Source organism: Neobacillus sp. (assembly GCF_031988165.1).
Lineage (GTDB): Bacteria > Bacillota > Bacilli > Bacillales > Cytobacillaceae > Neobacillus > Neobacillus rhizosphaerae.
In genome coordinates, this window is the sequence record NZ_DALZYO010000038.1 from 26,499 (window position 1) to 45,531 (window position 19,033).

The following is a 19,033-nucleotide window of genomic DNA, read 5'->3' on the forward strand; positions in this document are numbered from 1 at the left end:
ATTGATTTATGCAAGAAGAAAAATACACTTTTCATAATTTTATAGTGTTAATATGTAAACGCTGCCATTTGAATTTTTCAAATAAATTTTTTTAAAAATAATAACCCCATAATCCCTTTCTTCCAAACACATAAAAGGGGCGCTTGCCCCCTATTTACTTTATACAATTTATTTAAAAAAATGGAGTATGGTTTCCACCGTTTTATCTTCAATGATTGCTTTACCATATTCAGCAAGAACGAATGGACTGAGAATGGAGGGGTTACCAAATTCTGATAAAATACAAGCTGCCTTTTCTTTATTTACTGTTTCTACCCTATCCATCAAAAGATAATAACGGTTATTCATTTCATAAAGGCTGCCTCCAAAAATATCTGAATAGGACAGTCTTTTGGACAGATTAATAATGTCCTCAAATTCTCCAAACTCATACAAGAGATTTTCACAGCCTTCAACCCTTACTTGCATTTCAATAAAACCATCATACAATAATTCTTCGTCCTCTTTTACTTCGTCGACGGTAATAATTAATATCATACCTTGGGCCTGAAGAGAAAAAATTTCAACTGCTACGGAACCCTGTATGTCAACATCAAATTCTTCACTCGCCTCTTCTAGCATATCGTGAAAGAGCTGATTCCATTTACTTGAGTCCTTCCAGATATCTTCTTTGGAAAGACCTCTTTCAAACAAATCATCAGAAGTTAAAAAAATTTTTATCTTATTGGCCGTTAAGCGTTCCAAGCGCATGCTTTTGCCCCCTGCCGTGACATAACTCTTGTTTTCAGTGTATGCCATAGGGTTCTATTGGTGAATTGTCTAAATCATACTACCGATTATTACCTTTTCTAAGCGTGATGAGATGAGTTTCAGCTGGTGCTCCTAGCCTTAAAGGAAAGGAAGTTGTTCCAAATCCATTACTAATGAGTAAAATTGTATTTTCTAATTTTTTTATGCAACCCCGTTTTTGGGGGCTAAATCCGAAAATATGTATTTGCCCTCCGTGGGTATGACCGCTTAGAACTAGTCGAATTTCATGTTCGGAGTGAATTTTTTTTGTAATACTTGGGTAGTGGCTTGCTAATATTTTAAAACTTTTCTCGTGTGCATCTAAAAGAGCTAAATCAAGCCGGTCCCGCTCCTGATTCAGGTCATCGACTCCGAGCAAACATATTTTTTCACCTTGTTCTGATTCAAAGGTAACGGCAGTATTATCTAAAACCTTTACACCTGATTCGAGCAGAATCGCATCCAATAAACGAAAATCTACTTCATAATCGTTGTTTCCCCACACAAAATAGACTGGGCCAATTTGCTTTAATTTCAGCAAGTTTGCTCGCACTCTATCAAAAGGAACCCCTTTTTCTGTTAAATCCCCTCCGATGATGACCACATCAGCCTTTCCCTTAACAGCATTAATTACGACATCCGGTATGGTTCGACGATGAATATCCGATATAAAAAAGAGTGAAACCTTTCCAAAGGATTCAGGAAAGTCTGGAAAAAGTAATTCATGCTCCATCACCTTATTTAAAAAAGCTTCGCGAACCATATATAAAAGGAGGAGGACTCCTCCTAGAATAACCAGGATAACCAAAAATATAATCATTATCTTGTTCCCCATTTCCATCCTAATTTCATACGGAAATCATACCATAAACATGGATTATAAACATAAAAAACCCCTCCCATATTCATGTATGAGAAGGATTTATATTTTTTCTAATTGGTTTTATTCGTCTTCTTGAATACTTAAAATTCGGAAGCCATGTTCTTCAAGCTTCTTGGTAAACCTGTCAATATTGTCTTTCTTTTCAATTTTCATCACAATTCTTCGAACAAGTTTATCCGTTTCATCGAAAGTAACAAGTGAAATGATATGCTCATGGAATTGATGGGCAATTTCAGAAAGACGAGCAATACGCCCCTCAGTTTCAACTGATGTAAAAGCAATCCTAACACCTGGGCGATTTACGCCAAAAGCACTTTCAAATGAACTGATAACATCCGAACGTGTGACAATACCAAGAAAATTTTGTTTTGGATCCACCACCGCTAATAAAGGAAAATCCTTCAAATCAAGTAGTGTTCTCTCGAATAATTCTCCACCCTCTAAAAACTTTTCTTGGTGGGTGACAACGTCTTTAACAAAAGTTGAGCTTAAATATTCATCCTTTTGTTGGTTAGACAGAAAATAGCTTTCATAAATTTTATACCTTGTTGCAACCCCTAAATATTTTTCTTCGTTTAACACTGGTATACCATCAATTTGGTGCTTTTCTAACAATTCTAAAGTTTCTTTCAGTGTAGCATTTGCTTGCGCTGTAATACATTCGTGTTTTGGTATCATAATATTTTTTACGAACAATTCCCATCACCTCAAAGTAATTATCCTACCTATATATAATACTTCGACAGTTATTGAAAAAACCCTTTAATTTATTAAAGTTTTATGTCATGTAGATAGAAAAAATTCATATGATTAAATGATATTGTTTAATGGGAGGGCTACTATGAAAACACATTTTAAATCGTATTATCCTTATGCGAGTCCATTTGACCCTTGCCAACCAGTGACTGAAAAAACCTACTCCACTCCACCTCATTTATATATGAGTTTCCAACCACCGAATCTTCCACAATTTTCTCCACTTGAAGCACTAAAGGCGGGTACGCTCTGGAAGGATTTTTATGACCCTTGGTACAATTCGTTCGAGAAAGCTAAAGGAGGGGGGGGAATATGACCCAGGTCCCTGCCGAATATTATCAAATAATGGAGCAACTTCAAGCAGTTGACTTTGTATTAATAGAACTAACTTTATATTTAGATACCCATCCTGACGATATGGAGGCAATTCAACAATTTAATCAGTTTACTAAGGAAAGAAAACGAATCAAAAAGACCTTCGAAAGCCAATTTGGCCCTTTATTACAATATGGAAACAGCTACTCCGGATTCCCTTGGAACTGGAGAGACTCCCCGTGGCCTTGGCAAGTATAAAGTGATACTTAAACAGTAGGGGTTATTCTTTCCCCCGCTGTCTTGAAATGGAGGACTTACTGCCCTTTATTGATGAATAAAAACGGAAAGTGGCTGTTTGGCTTTGCTCAATTATAGGGGGGATTGAAATAAATGTGGGTTTATGAAAAGAAATTACAATATCCAGTTCGGGTCAGTACCTGTAATCCGACGTTAGCAAAGTATTTAATTGAGCAATATGGCGGTGCTGACGGTGAACTTGCAGCTGCACTTCGATACTTAAATCAAAGATACACGATTCCTGATAAGGTAATTGGCCTCCTAACAGATATCGGTACTGAAGAATTCGCCCATCTTGAAATGATTGCCACAATGGTCTATAAATTAACAAAAGATGCCACTCCTGAGCAAATGAAAGCTGCTGGGCTAGGAGCTCATTACGCTGACCATGATAACGCATTATACTACCATAATGCTGCAGGAGTACCTTTTACAGCAACTTATATTACTGCAAAGGGAGACCCCATCGCAGATTTATATGAAGATATTGCAGCAGAAGAAAAGGCTCGAGCAACTTATCAATGGTTAATTAACCTAAGTGATGATCCTGATATCAATGATAGTCTTCGCTTTTTGCGCGAACGTGAAATAATCCATTCCCTACGGTTCCGAGAAGCTGTAGAAATATTAAAAGATGAACAGGGAAAGAAGAAAATTTTTTAATAAGAAAAGCGCAAGGCGCCCGCCTATCGGCGTATGGACTCCTCGGAAAAGCTAACGCTTTTCCTTCGTGCGATGCCAATGCTGCCGAAGCATTCCTTATGGAGCGCTTCGACTGAGATAAAGGAAACACGGTGAGCGGAGCGAACCGATGTTGACTTATCGTAGGGAGAAGAGCGAAGTACACTAGCCGATGGCGCCTGAAGCTGGACATTTCTCGAAGTCCAATGTTATAAATTCTTATATTATAAAAATAAGAAGCAGGGATGTAAACTGCTTCTTATTTCTTTTCATGATAGAGATTAATATCGTACTTATTTTTCATCATTTCAAAAACAATGTGACGATGTTTCCATTCTTCTTCTTTTTTCCATAAATCCTTGCTGCGGTCAACAATTTCACACCTTAAGTCTTGGTATTCTTTTTCCTTTTTCTCCTTTTGCTGCTTTAATAGATTCATCGCACCAAAGCCTAATATGGTTAACGCTAACAAATATATATTGATCCCATCGTTTAATGTAGCAGACAACATAGCTAAAAAAGAATAAGAATAGTGCTCGGCAATGGTGAAATAGAAATAAACAAAGAAAGAGAAAGCAAAAAAAAGGGTTGCATATATTGATAAATAATGCCATCTTTTCGTATCATCAAACTTTTTCTTTCTTTTCCTTACATTTTCTAGCATTTGCTTGGTTGCTTTATCAGTATTTTCAATTAATTGGATGGGAGAGTCCATCTAATCACCTTCCATTTCCATACATACTTATGTCCTTGTCCCTCAAATTATGTTTAATATATATAAAAAAACCGACCAAAGTGATATTGATCGGTTACTTGTTTAATGGTATTTTCAAAACCTGACCAACTTGAATTTGATCGCTCTTCAGATTGTTGGCTTTCTTAATAATATCGATACCATTTGCTGATTGATAATACTTTTTCCCAAGTTTAAAAAGGGTTTCTTGAGGCTGAACTTTATGATAGATGATTTTACTTGTCTTTGTTGTCGTCGTATTGGTTGGGCTTTTAGTCGTCTCTGTTTGTGACTGACTATTCTTATCTGAATCCTGCTTATTGGTATTGTCTACATTTGAACTTGGGGTTTGAACAGTTGTATTAGGATGATTATTAGCATCTGGCTGTTCACTGTCGACCTTAGGCTCTTCTTTTTTTTCCTCAGGATTACCTATTTCACTATTATCTTGCTTAGTTTCCTTGGCTTCCTCGGATTTATTGGAATTAGCTTTGTTTTCTTTTTTCGACTTTTCAAAGTTGACGGTTTCATATCCGACTGTGCCGCCAGAAGTTTTTTCATTTACCTTCATTAATTTTCCATCATTAAGATATGAAATTACACTTAAAATTATGATAGGAAGTAGGATAAAACATAAAACTAATAAGCGAATAATTGGGTATTTTAGCTTCCATTTTGTTTTTTTCTTCTTTTGACGATGGATCTCCTCTCTAGGAGGTAAATGGTCACTTTCTTCAATTAATTCATTTTGTTCATTAATTTTTTGAATCCGCTGCTTTAATCTTTCCGCTTGATCTCTATATGGTTCTTCTTTGTTCATGGAGCAGTTCCCCCTTGTTCATCAGCCATTTTCATTCGGCTAATTTTTATATATACACCCAAAAGAAAATCGATAACAAAATGCATCATAATGGTTACAGCTAAATTACCGGTCCACTCATATACCATTCCAATAATAAAACTTAATAAGACAATATTAAGAAATAAGAACCAATTAAACAGGTAGCGAAAGTGAATGACAGCGAAAATAATGCTGGCCAGGATGAGACCAACCTTTGTTTGAATAATTCCACGGAATAGCAATTCCTCACTACAAGCCACAAACGCAGCAATTACCAATATATGTAAGGTTGTTCTCTTTTTAAAAATTCTTTCATTCAACCCACCGTCATCATAATAAGATGAAGGCAACCATTTCATTAATACAATATCCATTATAACAACTGTAACACCTGCAGGTATTCCAATGACCACAATATTTAAGTCATTCAAGTGAATATTGTTCAAAAAGGAGAAATGATCAAATAAAAGAAACCCTAAAATGAACGAAATCGCAAGGAGAATTATTTGGGTCATATACAAATGAAATAGCAATTCTTTTTCAGTTAAACTTGAGATTAGGTCATTATACTTCTTTTTCATTTGGTCAACCCACTATTAAGTAATATTTTGGCAAGATAATCCTTCCACTTCTCTTCTTCAGCTGTTAAAACTGGAGTTTTTTTATTGGATTTATACTCGCTTAATTGCAAACCACATTGATCGCAGCACGAAGGAACCTTGTCGGATAATATTTCAGTAAAATAATCTAAGATTGATTCACGTCTGCATGAGGTTGATTCTACCCATTTTTTCATTCTAAAAATATTCGATTTCTTAATTGTTATTCTTTTCTTAACAAATTCTTTAATAGTTACTTGTAAATAATCACTGGAACTTGTTTGTGGTTGTGGGCTGTAAACAAAATCCTCAATAATTCGCCATTGTATTTCTGAAAAACCACCAAGCTCTTTTAAGTGATTGTTTAATTTAAATCTTCCATCCATTAAGGGTTGTTCATCCGCCAATCTGTTGAACAGCCAATCAATTTGCTGCATAGAAGGCAATTCGCCTTCTGCAAGCTGAATCGGAAGCTGCTCGTCACCCGGCGAATATAATAGAATAGCAATACTAGGCAATCCATCCCGTCCTGCCCTGCCGATTTCCTGTAGATAGGATTCTATTTGCATCGGCATGTGAAAGTGGATAATAAATCGAATATTTTCTTTATTTACGCCCATTCCAAATGCACTTGTTGCACAGATTACATCGAGCTGGCCGTAAATAAACTGTTGTTGAATCAAAATTCTTGTAGTTTGATCTAATCCCCCGTGGTAGGCCATTGCTTGACATATTTCTTTTTCTACCAATAATGACGCCATTTGTTCTGCAGCTTTTTTACTAGAAAAATATATGATCCCAGGCTTTTGCAGCCATGAAACTAGGTCAATTACTCGGTTTTGCTTATCATGGTAATCGGTTATTTGTTCAACATAGTAGGCTATATTCGGGCGGTCAATCGTCGATTCTACTTTGATCATTTCTTCTAACCCAAGGGAAGCTATTATATCCTCTCTCACCTTACTTGTCGCTGTCGCTGTAAGGGCAAGTGTGAGGGGATTCCCAAGCTTCTTTCGAATCTCACCCAGCTTTGAATAATCGGGACGAAAATCATAACCCCATTGGGAGATACAATGGGCCTCATCGACCACAAACAACGAGATGGTCATTTCCTGAATCCTGCTAATAATAAAGGGAATCTGCAACATTTCAGGAGAAAGAAAAATATACTTGTAGCTGCTTAGCTGCCGAAGTGCACTATTTCTTTCTGCGACAGAAAGAAAAGAATTCAAGGCAATGATCCTTTTTTCGCCAAACCGCATAAACTGCTCCACTTGGTCCTGCATAAGAGAAAGAAGTGGAGAAATAATCAAAATCTGCCCTTTTAAAACATAACCAGGAAGCTGGTAACACAACGATTTTCCTGTACCTGTCGGCAGCATCGCCAATGTATGTTGCCCGGAAAGTATGGACGAGATGACTTCTTTTTGTCCTGTTTTAAACGAATGATAACCAAAATATTTTTCTAAAATACTTTCTAACTCCATTATCGACCACCATACTTTGCCAGCACTAATCTAATTTGAAAATAAGTTGCTGTCTTCAGTTTTTCCCTAATAATCTTTAGCTGTCTCGTTGCTGAGTCCCGGGATATTTCCAAAATCTTTGTTTGTAACTCTTTATCTACATAAACATCTATAGGAAAATTATCTATATTTAAGGCAAACTCAACGAGATGGTCTTCAATAGTACTTAATTTCAAATGCCTGTAAGTGGCAATCATATCAAGGGAATATCCATGTTTCAATAACGCCCACGTTTTCTGTGAAGAGTGAGTTAATTCATTATCTTGCTGCAGTTCGTGGAAAAGAAGGGATAGAATCCTAAAACGATTAGACTCGCAGTTAATTTTTTGAATCAAGTAATGAAGTGTGTGAATAAATCCGATATGGTAATCGTGAATTTCCATATGTAACTTTTGGGCTGCCTGCCTAGGAGTTAATCCTATTTGTTGAAAACCAGTTAACCGAAATACCAATAGAGAGGGATCTATCTCAGTTGCATCATTAAAACAGTCTACCAGCTCGAAAAAAACAAGTCTGCCAACTTCTTTCCTTGGTGCTTGGATTTCTTTTAAAACAGCTTTCAGCCATTTATGAACATCTTTGTTTTTTTGGATGGGAACGTATCTTGCTTCCTGGTAAACAAGATTCGAAGTGACCTGAATAAATAGACTCAGTCTTTCCCAAACCTGCGATGTGAATAAATGATATTTCCATCCATTCATAAAATAGGGTAGTGGATGGGTGGTTAAAACTGACTTTCCCAAGGATGTCACAAGGAATCGCTGCTCCATTGAGGGATAGATCCACTTTTTTTTTAGCAAGGATTGAATTATTTCTTCAAAGGATTCTCTCGTTAAAGATTCATATATCCCAAAAAACTTTTTCAAAGAATATAAATGAGCATCCTGGATGGTTTGTGAGGATCTTTTTCCATTCAAAAGGTGATAGACAGAATAAATCGTCCGTTCACTGTCTAATTGTTTTAAACAATATAAAATAATGGGTTCTATTTGCAGCATTCAGGGCCTCCCATCACTTTTTCGCTTTATATCGACAAAATACCGTTTTTTTCTATTCTTATTTTAACATGAAATGAAGGAGGTTGTTGCCAAAATATGTGGAAGTTTAAGAAAATCAACTAAACAACCACGTTTTTAATAGTATTTTTCTATTGAAAAGTTGCTCATACAGTTTTACAATAGAAATGTGTAATGCGTTTCCATTTTAAACATGGATAATGAGTAAGAATAATTTTTGTTATTTAATTGGGAGGTTTTTTTCATGGCAAAGTATACAATTGTGGATAAAGAAACTTGCATCGCATGTGGTGCATGTGGCGCTGCTGCACCAGATATTTATGATTATGATGATGAAGGTATTGCATTTGTAACTCTTGACGATAATGAAGGTATCGTTGAAATTCCAGATGTATTGATCGATGATATGATGGATGCATTTGAAGGCTGTCCAACTGATTCAATCAAAGTTGCTGACGAATCATTTGATGGCAATCCAACTAAATTCGAATAATATTTTGTCCAAAAGATATTCTTAAGCTACTAACCCCCACCTTCCTTAGGCGGGGGTTTTCCTATTTACAGAGTTATAAAAATAAAAGCAACCAGGAGCAAAAACCTGATTGCTTTTCACGCTATTATGCACTTTTTACCGTTGAAAATTTATTAATCCACGCCTGCATTCTAGTGAACAGTAACATAAAGACAAATGACATAGCAACACCTTTTAGTATATTGAACGGTAGAATTCCAGGTACCACATAGTTACGCAGGTCAGGATAATGCAAAATTGCTGTATAGGCAGGGAGAATAAAAAAATAATTTAATACACTCATCATAACTGCCATTGTCATTGTGCCGAGTATTAAAGCAAATGTCATGCCTTTTCTCGTCTTTATTTTATTGTATACATAATAGGTCGGTAAAATAAACAGAATGCCCGCCAGAAAATTAGCAATATGGCCTATTGGAATCCCTGTTTGACTTCCAGTCGCAATATAATTTAGAACATTTTTGAAAAACTCAACTAATATTCCCGCTATTGGTCCAAAGATTAAAGCGGCAATTAACGCTGGAATGTCGCTGAAATCGACTAATAAAAAATTTTGGAACGGCGGCAGCGGAAAATTTAATAGCATTAAAAGATATGCGATACTGCTCAGCATTCCAATTGAAACATATACCCTTACCTTTGACTTCTTTGTGTTCTTCACTTTCTTCATCTTCCTCTCTCCTTTTTTGATCCATCGTGTAAGGAAGAGAGGTTCAGCAAACTGTCGACCCATGTAAATAAAAATCCCCCAAGAATAATTACTTGAGGGAGTTACTAAGGCACGCTTAATAAACGTTCAATCAATCATTATTTTTTGAACGTCTGCAGAACCTCCATCTTCTCCCATCCAGACTATACTGTCGGCTTTGGAATCACACCAAATCCTGCCTATAAAGGCTCGCGGGCTTATGAGAATAACTCAAATACCGCCGATCGGGAATTTCACCCTGCCCCGAAGATAGATCGATATTAAATTACAAGATTATTATACTGGAAAACGCAGCTTTTGTTAAGCAAAAGAAATATCCATTTATTTTATTGGTTATTATTAAACATTTTCGCACCATAAACCAGCAAAATCTATGTCTACAGGTTACACAATTACTGAACGATTAAAGTTTGATTTACCCTAATTAAGTCTGAATTGAGATGATTTATTTCTTTTATTCGATTTATTGAAATATTTTGTTTCCTAGAAATGGAGTACAATGTATCCCCAGGTTTAACAATATATCTTCCATTGGTTGGTGAATCTATTCCTCCCGCTGCCTCTTGCTGAATTTGCGGGTATAAATGGCTACTTGCTACCATAACGTTATTACCGATACCTGCAATGCCCCCCTGTACAGCTTCGCCAACATCCACTTTACCAAGCAGTATTTCTGGATCCTGTGCATTTTTCTTATCGAATCTCCATTCTAATTGATGAGCTTCAAAATGAAGATGAGTTCCGGTTGCCTGCCCTGTTTTCCCCATATTCCCAATTACCTCACCCTGCTCAATATTTTGCCCCGCTGAAACAGCTCGCTTGTTTAAATGGGCATAAACCGTTACAAATTGATTTGGGTGTTTAAGAAACACTACATTCCCATATGTATTAGAGTAGTACGATTTCACCACCAATCCATCGTCAACAGCAAGAACAGGAGTGTCCCATTTTCCGGCTATATCAATTCCTTTATGCGTTCCATGCCTCGTTCCATATGTATCAGAAATGACACCATCTGATGGCCAAATCCAGCTGTCCTTCATTTCCTTTGTATCAGACAAACTTGCCGCCTCTGAATGCTTTCCACCCAAAAATAATAAACTGATACAAAGCGCCATAATAATGGCAATCAAAAATCTCTTTATGTAGTCACGCATTTTCGATTTTCCTCCTTATAACTTGTCCTCTCCTCCACACCATATGTCGGTTTGTTCATGTTTAGTACATTTTGACACTTCGAGGAGTGACTTGAGCATACTTGTTATAATTTGGAGTATTTCACTATTTTATTCATAAAAAAAATCAACCACTATGGGTTGATTTGATAAGTCTATTGGATGGTGCGTAAATTAGGCGCTACTGGCACTTTGTTCTCTTTGGATAAATCGAATGAACCGATGTGTGTTAACGGAGAATCCTTTACAATCACTTTTTCCAAACCAAATTCTTTTGCGGTTAGCAATAGAGCCTCAAAAGAAGATGAAGTGAGTTGATTATCTTTCAATTCCGAATGACCCTTAAATGATACATATAAGGTTCTATCAATAACAGTAACGTCATTTAACGGCTGTAATGGCAATAGTGAATTTTTTAAACCTAGTACTGGTATATCGGTCTGCATTGCCTGAAAGGCTGCATTTATATCTTTATACGAATCTTCAGATGGTGTTAGGAATGGGTAGTCGCTCCCTTTGGGATAGTAAAAGAAAAAGGCATGATTTTTTTTATTAACAATATCAAGATTTTCCATCTTCCCAAATCTCTCAAAATCAATTCCAGGTTGACCATTTGTTGTAAGTATTATTTTATTACTATTGCTATTGGAAGATATATCATTTATTAATGCATTAATAAAAGTTAGTTCCATAGATCCCAGTCCGTACTGATGGTTCTCAGGAACATCAACCTTGATACTATTATTTTCTTCATAAAGCTCCCTTGTCAGATTAAGCGGGTAGAACTCACCTAATCCCCACTCTTTTTCCTTTAAGTTCGCCATATTTTCATTAAACAGAGTAAGCCGGGACGTATCCTTCGCAGCAGGAACGATAATGGAAACAGGAATGAGTATTTGAACATCTGGATCGGGTATCCAATAGGTTAACACTGTTTTTCCGTCTCCTACTTCTTCATCATAGATAGCTGTTTTAGTACTGTTTGTGCTCATTAGTTCAGGTTTATCACCAGTTTTAAGTGAATTTTCTTTTGCGACGGCAGGATCGTCTTTTTGTAATGCTATCATTGAGGTATCCCTTTTATCAGCAAGCTTCATATCTTGATTTCCCGATGATTTTTGCTCTTGGGTTTTATCGTGAGAGTAATTTGTACTATCCATTAATTTTGGAGCTAAAATGAAAAAAAGAAACAATGCTGCTGCTGCAGCTATACCAGGTAACATCCATGATTTGGTTTTACGCTTTTTAAGAGAAACATTTTGGTAAATGTCACGAGGATCGCGATGATCTTGTATTTTTGGCATTAGCCTTAATAATTCTTCGAGCTCTCTATCGCTCCACTCTGACTTTTTCACTTGTTAATCCCTCCTTCTCATAAAACATTTCCATTTGCTTTTTCAAAACCTTTAACGAGCGGTGCTGTGTTGTTTTAACCTTACTCTCCGTCCACCCTAAAGCCTTTGCTGTTTCAGCAATGGACAAATCCTGTAGATATCGCAAAACAATGACGGCTCGTTGGTCCATCGTGCAAAATTCAAGGCATTTGTAAATCCATAGAATTTCTTCCTTTTGGACGGTAATCTCTTCTGGTATTGGATACTCATCCTTTACCTGATTGGTTGACCAATCAAATTTTTCAAGTAATTTCTCCTTCCAGCCCTTTTGTTTACGGAAAAAGTCGATGGCTACGTTTCGTGCAATGGAAAACAGCCATGTTTTTTCACTGCTTTTTCCTTCGAAATTTTGATAAGACTTAAATACTCGTATATAGACTTCTTGAACAAGATCCTCAGCGTGCTCTTTATTTCTAACCATATAAAATAGAAATTGAAAAACGTCATGATGATATTTTTGATAAAGTTCATCGAAAACGGAGTCCATCCATTCCCCTCCCCGTTCATAGTATTAGTCGAAATTTATGTAAAAAAGGTTACATCCTTTTAAATATAGACTTTTTTCAGCTAAAAAGGAAGATATTATCTGTAAATCCATTCATGGAAAAATTCAATTCCTCATTAGAAAAAGCTCATCCACCTAAGGCGATGAGCTTTTGATTTGTTTCTCGTGAATCAAGAACAATCGGCAAAATCATTGGTAATATTACTTTTTTCGAGGTAGCAGGAAAGTGAATGTTGTTCCTAGACCCATTTTACTTTGAACAGAAACAGACCCATGATGCGCATCAATAATATTTTTCACAATTGCCAGCCCAAGTCCTGTACCAGCTCTCCCCCGTGTCCTCGCTTTATCGGCTTTATAAAATCGCTCAAAAACGAAGGGCAAATCTTCTTCAGGAATTCCGGAGCCTGAATCTTTTACTTCCAATCTGATGCCCATGTCTTCAGAAGTAGCCTTTAACCTTACAGACCCACCTTTTGGAGTATGCCTTATAGCATTATCAATTAAGTTAGTGAGAACCTGCTCAATCCGATCAGGATCAAAGGAAACCGACGATATTCCGTCTTCAATTTCCGCGTTTAATTGAATTTCATTATCCTTAGCTAAGCCTTGGAATTTATGAATAATTCGATTGATAAATGGAGATAAGTCTATATCTTCAAACGATAATTGAAGATGTCCAGCCTCCATACGAGCAAGATCAAGAAGCTCGTTAACAAGCCGGCCCATACGCAATGATTCATCATAAATAACCTTTGCCATTTCTTTTTTCTCTTCTTGCGATTCAGCGATATCGTCTACAATTGCCTCACTATATCCCTGCAGCATGGAAATAGGTGTTCTCAGTTCATGTGAAACATTGGCAATGAAATCTATCCTCATTTTATCTAATTGCCTTTCCTCTGTCATATCCCTTAGAACTGCAACTGCCCCGCGAATAAATTGGTTACTATACAACGGACTAACCAGAATAACCCAATGACGGCCTTGAAGTGAAATTTCACCGATCTGCTCTTTTTCTGTATCAACAGCTTGTTGAAAAAGTTCCATAACTTGCGTTGGAATCCCCTCAGAATCAGATTCAAATCCTCCTTTTTCGTAATACCAATATTGAAGAAATCGATCTGCAGGAGGATTGGTGATTAATATCGTACCATCCCGATTAAAAGTAATGACCCCATCTGCCATACTACTTAAGATACTTGCAAGCTGTTCTTTTTCCTGACTGAGAGCATTCATATTAAACTTTAATTGCCGGCCCATCTGATTAAAGGCCGTTGCCAACTCCCCAATTTCATCATGAGTTAAGATCGGAACCTTAGTATCAAATTTCCCTCTAGCTACTTCGAATGCAGCCTCCCTCATTTTTCTAAGTGGTGCAGTGATTCTCGTAGATAAAAAGAACGCAAAAATAGTTGTTAGAATAATGGCGACACCTGCAACGAGAAGAATAAACTTGGTTGTTGATTGTGAGGTTTCCTGCATATCTTCTAAAGATTGATAAATAAAAACGGCTCCATTTTTTTCTCCAGGCAAATGTAGTGGGACACCTATTATCGAATAGTTGGTATCTCTATTACCATTATTAGCAGAAAGATTTGACATTTTTTCAACTGATGTGTCTAAGCGGAACACCTTTGATAGTTCCGGATCATGTTTTATATCCGTTAATGATAATTTTATTGCCTTTTCCGTATTTGGAGAGTAATAGATTTCTTGGTCGTTTTTTACGATAACCACTTTGGTAACATCATCGATAATTTCCCAAGATATTTCTAAACCAAGCGGGAATTTATCTTCCGGATGTTCTTCCAAAACGTGCGCAATTTTTTCAGCGGTGTTGGTTAAGTCCTTCTTTGTAACATCGATGTTGTAGTTTTGGAAAAATTCAAGCAGCATGACTGTTAAGATGAACAGCACAAATGATACTAATAAAAGGATGGTAAACCAAAGCTTACCTACAACACTTCGTAAAAAGATCATTCATTAATTACCTCAAATTTGTAGCCTACTCCCCAAACTGTAACAATCATTCTTGCTGCTTGTTCGGACACTTTGTTTAATTTCTCACGAAGTCGCTTTACATGGGTATCAACCGTCCGTAAATCACCGAAAAATTCATAATGCCAAACTTCTTTCAGTAATTGTTCGCGATCGAATACTTTGTCCGGTGCTTTAGCAAGGAAGTAAAGCAATTCATATTCTTTTGGTGTTAAGCTAACTTCTTTGCCATCAGCCGTTACCCGATGGGCGTCATTATCAATGGTAAGGTGTGGGAAGACAATGACATCCTTCGTAGTTGTTTCCGTTTGTAGATAACTTGTTTGCGATGACCTTCTTAGTAGCGCTTTAACACGTAAGACCACCTCGCGCGGGCTAAATGGCTTGACAATATAATCATCTGTGCCCACTTCGAAGCCCTGAACGCGATTGATTTCTTCACCTTTTGCCGTTAACATGATTATCGGTGTAGCTTTTTTCTCCCTTAGTTCGCGACAAACCTCGATACCATCCTTACCTGGCATCATTAAGTCAAGAAGAATGACATCATAGTCATTGGCAATTGCTTTTGTTAATGCCTCATTACCGTCTTCTGCTTCATCAATCATATACTCTTCACGCTCTAAATACATTTTTAATAAGCGGCGAATTCTTTCTTCATCATCCACTACTAAAATTTTCACGTCTTTTTCCATTATAAATCCCCCCATGGAGTTTATTTTACGAAATGTTATTATTTTTTGCTATCTTTTCAGGACAATTACTCCTATAAAAAGTGTCAATAATTTGACAATGCCAAATACTAATAATAAATTATTTTTTATTTTAAAAAAAGCCTTCACTCAACAAAAAGTGAAGGCTATAAAATTTATATTAGTCGAGATGGTAAATTACGAACCAGCATAGGAATGGAGGCCGGCAATAACCAGATTAACAGCAACAAGGTTAAACATGATTATAACGAATCCAAGGACGGCTAGCCATGCTGATTTTTCACCATGCCACCCTTTTGAAAGACGTAGATGTAAAAACGCAGCATAGAAAAGCCATGTGATTAAGGCCCAAACTTCCTTTGGATCCCAACCCCAGAACCTGGACCAAGCCATTTGCGCCCAAATCATCGCAAAAATGAGGGCACCTAAGGTAAATACCGGGAAACCAATTAATACAGATCGGTAGCTAATCTCATCCACAAAGTCGAGTTTAATGTTTTTAACCAATGGTTGAAGTGCTGCGGCAATCCGCTTCCTTAATATTAATCTAATTAAGCCGTAAAGGAGAATACCGGCCATTAATGACCAAATAACAGTATTAAATTTTTTGGCATTAATGAATGCTGGCATTTCAATCAGCGGTTTAAATCCATCCTTTGTAAGCAATTCTCCGGCATGAGGACCAGAAATAGCCGGCATGGTATATTCAACAACGGCAACAGTTCCATGTTTATCTGTCCAATTAAATTTCTCATGATAACTTGCTGCTGAAAAGACAGTTGAAACTGCAACAAAGCCCAGGACGGCTACTAGTGCAAACATAACTACTTCAAGCCAAAAGTTTCGTTTGTTCAATTTTGTTTGATCAATCGCCTTGACGAGATAAATTAACCCAGCGGCAAAACTAATTGCCAAGATCGCTTCCCCAATTGCTGCCGTCGTAACATGAATATGAAGCCAATAGCTTTGTAACGCTGGAATTAATGGAGTAATGTCCTTAGGGAACATACTTGCATAAGCAATAACTAAAATAGCCACTGGCATAGTAAATAATCCCAGTAAGGTTGTCCGATAAATAAAATAAATAACTATAAACGCACCTACAAGTGCCATCCCAAAAAATGTTGTAAACTCAAACATATTACTAACTGGAGCATGACCAGCAGCTATCCATCTTGTAATAAAATAACCAAGCTGTGCAATAAAACCTACTATTGTTAAAACAACTGCAATTTTCCCCCATTTGTTGGTTTCTTTCTTTTCATTTAGCTCTTTCTTAGATTTAATTGATCCCCCAAAAAATAGGGTTGCAACTAAATATAGAATAAAAGCAATAAACAATAAATTACTACTTATTGTTGCCAACTAAACTCCCCCCTTATCCGCTTGTTCACTTTGAAGTTGATCGTCCGGCATGTTAAGCTTCGTATCCTCTATTACCTTTTCAATCTCCCGTTTAAGACCATACCAATTTTTATTCGTATGGGCAGCAATCCAAATCTGTCCGTTTTTATTTTGGACCCAAATCCGGCGGTGGTTCCAATAAGCCCCTTGAATAACACCAATCATGAAAAGGATTCCACCCAAAATTATCACCCATAATGTTGAATCCTTGCGAACAATAAATCCTGAAACATTTTTTGTTTCAATACCCTTAAAAGCCATCTTATAAGTATTATCTCCAAAGGGCTCAATGGTCTGTTTAATAGCGACAAAACTCTTTTCACCATCTGGATTTTCAGGAGAGATCATTTGAAAAATAAAGGCAGGATTGTTGGGTACTCGCGATTTCGTTGATGGATCCCCGTTCTTATCAAATTCAAAATCCGGAAAATAATTAAGAATTTTTACCGAATAGCCATTTCCAAGATCATACTTTTCCTTTGGATCCTCAAAGTTGATTTTCATCTCTCCAAAAGTCTGATTCGTATTTTTATTTGTCAGCATAAAGGTCATTGCTTTTAGCTCACTTCTAAAAGAGGATTGGAAAAGAGAGTAACCATCAAAGGTTAATGGGTGATTGACACGAACCTTATATTCGGTTACCTTCTCTAGCTTTGGCTTCTCCCCAGGAAGACTTTCACCAACCCGTTTGTATAAAACGACGTTGGATTGATAATTCTTTACGACCTCACCAGCCTGTTCAATCGCTTTTTCGAAGGCTTTATCTTTATTTTTATCATAGTGCTGTAAAATAAATTGATTATTTTGCAGATAAAATGTTTCTCCCGTTTCTGGAACTGCGGTGGTTTCTCCCTCTTTCACCCACAAGTTTTCATTGACATACATCCCAGGGATAAAACGGAGCATGCCCCCAAATAAGAAAATGATTAAACCTACATGGTTAACGTATGGTCCCCAGCGGGAAAAACGGCCCTTTTCCGCTAATAAATCGCCACTTTCTTCGCGAACATGGTAGTGTTTTTCCTTTAAATGTTTCTTCACAATGTCGAAGTCTTGGGCATCTATCACATGGTTGGTCCCAAATAGACGCTGACGCTTAAGGAATCCTTCATTTCGTGTAACTCTTTGCGCTTTTAAGGCCTTATATAAAGGTACAACCCGATCAAGACTACAAATGACAAGTGAAATTCCAATCATAGCGATTAACAATAAATACCACCAAGAGCCATACAAATCATGTAACCCTAACTGGTAATATAATTTTCCAAACCAACCATACTCTTGCTCATAATACACATCAGGAGGCAGGTTGATATACATTTTCTGTGGAAGTATGGTTCCTAGTATGGAAGCAAGTAAGGTAATGATAATTAGCCAGACGCCGACCTTTACCGACGAAAAGAAATTCCATATTTTATCTACAATCGTTTTATTATAGGTTTGTGAGCGGCGTGCACTACCTTCATAGCGCATATCAAGTAATTCATCCTTGTTTTCTCGTTCGTCCAACACCTTACCGCAGGCCTCACACAACACGGTTCCATGTGGATTCACGTGCCCGCATTCACATTTCACATCTTTCATACTAAAAAACTCCCTACAACCTTAAGGTTTAATTTTCTCCATAAATTCCTTAATCATATTTTCAGTCAGCTCTCCCGTATGATATTTCACAACCTTCCCATCTTTATCAATTAAAAATGTGGCTGGAAGCAGATCAACACCATAAGTATTCATAACTTCTTTTTCTGAATCAATCATAATGGGAAAATCAAGCTTAAGGCGGTCTGCAAATTGTTGAACGGCGAGTGGGGATTCCTGTATATCTACAGACATAAGCTGAACCCCTCTGTCTTTAAATTGATGGTATTGATTATTGATATATGGCATTTCTTTCTTACACGGAGGACACCATGTTCCCCAAAAATTCAGGAACACTCCTTGTCCTCGATAATCAGAAAGTCGATGTTTGTTTCCTTCCATATCAACCAGCGCAAAATCAGGCGCCGTGTCACCAACTGCCACTTTTTGTTTATTGTCTTTAGTAAAATTAGCATATAGCGTGTAAACAACGGCAGCACCAAGTACAAGCAAAATAATAGTTCTTATTACTAATCGCCGTTTTTTCATAAAGAACCCTCCAGTAAATCAACAGACACAGTTT

At 36.9% G+C, this 19,033-nt stretch carries 21 protein-coding genes and 1 riboswitch; of the genes, 4 read left to right on the forward strand and 17 right to left on the reverse strand.

All coding sequences use genetic code 11. The features are described from left to right. Window positions 1–168: 168 nt before the first annotated feature. The 3 genes from RTR43_RS20015 to RTR43_RS20025 all read right to left on the reverse strand — a co-directional run bounded on the left by RTR43_RS20015 (window position 169) and on the right by RTR43_RS20025 (window position 2,368). Window positions 169–750, reverse strand: a complete 582-nt coding sequence (locus RTR43_RS20015; protein WP_312474364.1) for a genetic competence negative regulator — start codon at window positions 748–750, stop codon at window positions 169–171. A 79-nt stretch (window positions 751–829) separates the two neighbouring features. Next, window positions 830–1,609: a metallophosphoesterase gene (locus RTR43_RS20020; RefSeq protein ID WP_312474366.1), complete on the reverse strand. Its 780-nt coding sequence runs from the start codon at window positions 1,607–1,609 to the stop codon at window positions 830–832. Window positions 1,610–1,732: 123 nt separating this feature from the next. Beyond that, window positions 1,733–2,368: a CBS domain-containing protein gene (locus RTR43_RS20025; protein WP_312474368.1), complete on the reverse strand. Its 636-nt coding sequence runs from the start codon at window positions 2,366–2,368 to the stop codon at window positions 1,733–1,735. Between the two features lie 145 nt (window positions 2,369–2,513). Between RTR43_RS20025 and RTR43_RS20030 the strand changes: the two genes are divergently transcribed. From RTR43_RS20030 to RTR43_RS20040, 3 genes are all read left to right on the forward strand, one after another. Further along, window positions 2,514–2,744 carry a spore coat associated protein CotJA gene (locus RTR43_RS20030; protein WP_312474371.1) on the forward strand — a complete coding sequence of 77 codons (231 nt, stop codon included), beginning with the start codon at window positions 2,514–2,516 and terminating at the stop codon, window positions 2,742–2,744. Further along, window positions 2,741–3,001, forward strand: a complete 261-nt coding sequence (locus RTR43_RS20035; protein ID WP_312474374.1) for a spore coat protein CotJB — start codon at window positions 2,741–2,743, stop codon at window positions 2,999–3,001. The genes RTR43_RS20030 and RTR43_RS20035 overlap by 4 nt, the downstream gene beginning before the upstream one ends. 132 nt (window positions 3,002–3,133) lie before the next feature. Next, window positions 3,134–3,703 carry a manganese catalase family protein gene (locus RTR43_RS20040; protein ID WP_312474377.1) on the forward strand — a complete coding sequence of 190 codons (570 nt, stop codon included), beginning with the start codon at window positions 3,134–3,136 and terminating at the stop codon, window positions 3,701–3,703. 277 nt (window positions 3,704–3,980) lie between these two features. Here RTR43_RS20040 and RTR43_RS20045 read toward each other — a convergent pair whose 3' ends face one another. The 5 genes from RTR43_RS20045 to RTR43_RS20065 form a co-directional block, all read right to left on the reverse strand. Then, window positions 3,981–4,436, reverse strand: a complete 456-nt coding sequence (locus RTR43_RS20045) for a DUF2663 family protein (protein WP_312474378.1) — start codon at window positions 4,434–4,436, stop codon at window positions 3,981–3,983. A gap of 94 nt (window positions 4,437–4,530) precedes the next feature. Beyond that, window positions 4,531–5,274: a LysM peptidoglycan-binding domain-containing protein gene (locus RTR43_RS20050; protein ID WP_312474381.1), complete on the reverse strand. Its 744-nt coding sequence runs from the start codon at window positions 5,272–5,274 to the stop codon at window positions 4,531–4,533. Further along, the gene (locus tag RTR43_RS20055) at window positions 5,271–5,876 is read right to left on the reverse strand and encodes a CPBP family intramembrane glutamic endopeptidase (RefSeq protein ID WP_312474384.1); all 606 of its coding nucleotides are present in this window, start codon (window positions 5,874–5,876) and stop codon (window positions 5,271–5,273) included. Before RTR43_RS20055 ends, RTR43_RS20050 begins: the two co-directional genes overlap by 4 nt. Beyond that, the gene (locus RTR43_RS20060) at window positions 5,873–7,381 is read right to left on the reverse strand and encodes a RecQ family ATP-dependent DNA helicase (RefSeq protein ID WP_312474387.1); all 1,509 of its coding nucleotides are present in this window, start codon (window positions 7,379–7,381) and stop codon (window positions 5,873–5,875) included. Before RTR43_RS20060 ends, RTR43_RS20055 begins: the two co-directional genes overlap by 4 nt. Further along, window positions 7,381–8,418, reverse strand: coding sequence for a YpbB family protein (locus RTR43_RS20065; RefSeq protein WP_312474390.1), 1,038 nt, complete (start codon window positions 8,416–8,418; stop codon window positions 7,381–7,383). Before RTR43_RS20065 ends, RTR43_RS20060 begins: the two co-directional genes overlap by 1 nt. Before the next feature lie 262 nt (window positions 8,419–8,680). On the opposite strand from RTR43_RS20065, the gene RTR43_RS20070 reads away from it, so the two are divergent. Continuing rightward, window positions 8,681–8,929 (forward strand): ferredoxin, encoded by a 249-nt coding sequence (locus RTR43_RS20070; protein WP_066060880.1) that lies wholly within the window; start codon window positions 8,681–8,683, stop codon window positions 8,927–8,929. A 124-nt stretch (window positions 8,930–9,053) separates the two neighbouring features. Here RTR43_RS20070 and RTR43_RS20075 read toward each other — a convergent pair whose 3' ends face one another. From RTR43_RS20075 to resA, 9 genes are all read right to left on the reverse strand, one after another. Continuing rightward, window positions 9,054–9,638 carry an ECF transporter S component gene (locus RTR43_RS20075; RefSeq protein ID WP_312474398.1) on the reverse strand — a complete coding sequence of 195 codons (585 nt, stop codon included), beginning with the start codon at window positions 9,636–9,638 and terminating at the stop codon, window positions 9,054–9,056. 161 nt (window positions 9,639–9,799) lie between these two features. Further along, window positions 9,800–9,932: riboswitch (FMN riboswitch) on the reverse strand. A gap of 137 nt (window positions 9,933–10,069) precedes the next feature. After that, window positions 10,070–10,834 (reverse strand): peptidoglycan DD-metalloendopeptidase family protein, encoded by a 765-nt coding sequence (locus tag RTR43_RS20080; RefSeq protein WP_312474401.1) that lies wholly within the window; start codon window positions 10,832–10,834, stop codon window positions 10,070–10,072. Between the two features lie 173 nt (window positions 10,835–11,007). Then, window positions 11,008–12,207, reverse strand: a complete 1,200-nt coding sequence (locus RTR43_RS20085) for a hypothetical protein (RefSeq protein ID WP_312474404.1) — start codon at window positions 12,205–12,207, stop codon at window positions 11,008–11,010. Beyond that, entirely contained in the window at window positions 12,182–12,733 is a 552-nt protein-coding gene (gene sigX, locus RTR43_RS20090) for an RNA polymerase sigma factor SigX (RefSeq protein WP_312474407.1), read from the reverse strand. The genes RTR43_RS20085 and sigX overlap by 26 nt, the downstream gene beginning before the upstream one ends. A gap of 219 nt (window positions 12,734–12,952) precedes the next feature. After that, the gene (locus RTR43_RS20095; protein WP_312474410.1) at window positions 12,953–14,734 is read right to left on the reverse strand and encodes an ATP-binding protein; all 1,782 of its coding nucleotides are present in this window, start codon (window positions 14,732–14,734) and stop codon (window positions 12,953–12,955) included. Beyond that, a complete protein-coding gene (locus tag RTR43_RS20100; RefSeq protein WP_248735978.1) occupies window positions 14,731–15,447 on the reverse strand; it encodes a response regulator transcription factor in 717 nt (238 codons plus the stop codon). The genes RTR43_RS20095 and RTR43_RS20100 overlap by 4 nt, the downstream gene beginning before the upstream one ends. 195 nt (window positions 15,448–15,642) lie before the next feature. Further along, a complete protein-coding gene (gene ccsB, locus RTR43_RS20105) occupies window positions 15,643–16,830 on the reverse strand; it encodes a c-type cytochrome biogenesis protein CcsB (protein WP_312474415.1) in 1,188 nt (395 codons plus the stop codon). Further along, a complete protein-coding gene (resB, locus tag RTR43_RS20110; protein WP_312474417.1) occupies window positions 16,831–18,453 on the reverse strand; it encodes a cytochrome c biogenesis protein ResB in 1,623 nt (540 codons plus the stop codon). It abuts the gene before it with no gap. A gap of 21 nt (window positions 18,454–18,474) precedes the next feature. Continuing rightward, a complete protein-coding gene (gene resA, locus RTR43_RS20115; protein WP_312474419.1) occupies window positions 18,475–18,999 on the reverse strand; it encodes a thiol-disulfide oxidoreductase ResA in 525 nt (174 codons plus the stop codon). Window positions 19,000–19,033 lie beyond the last annotated feature (34 nt).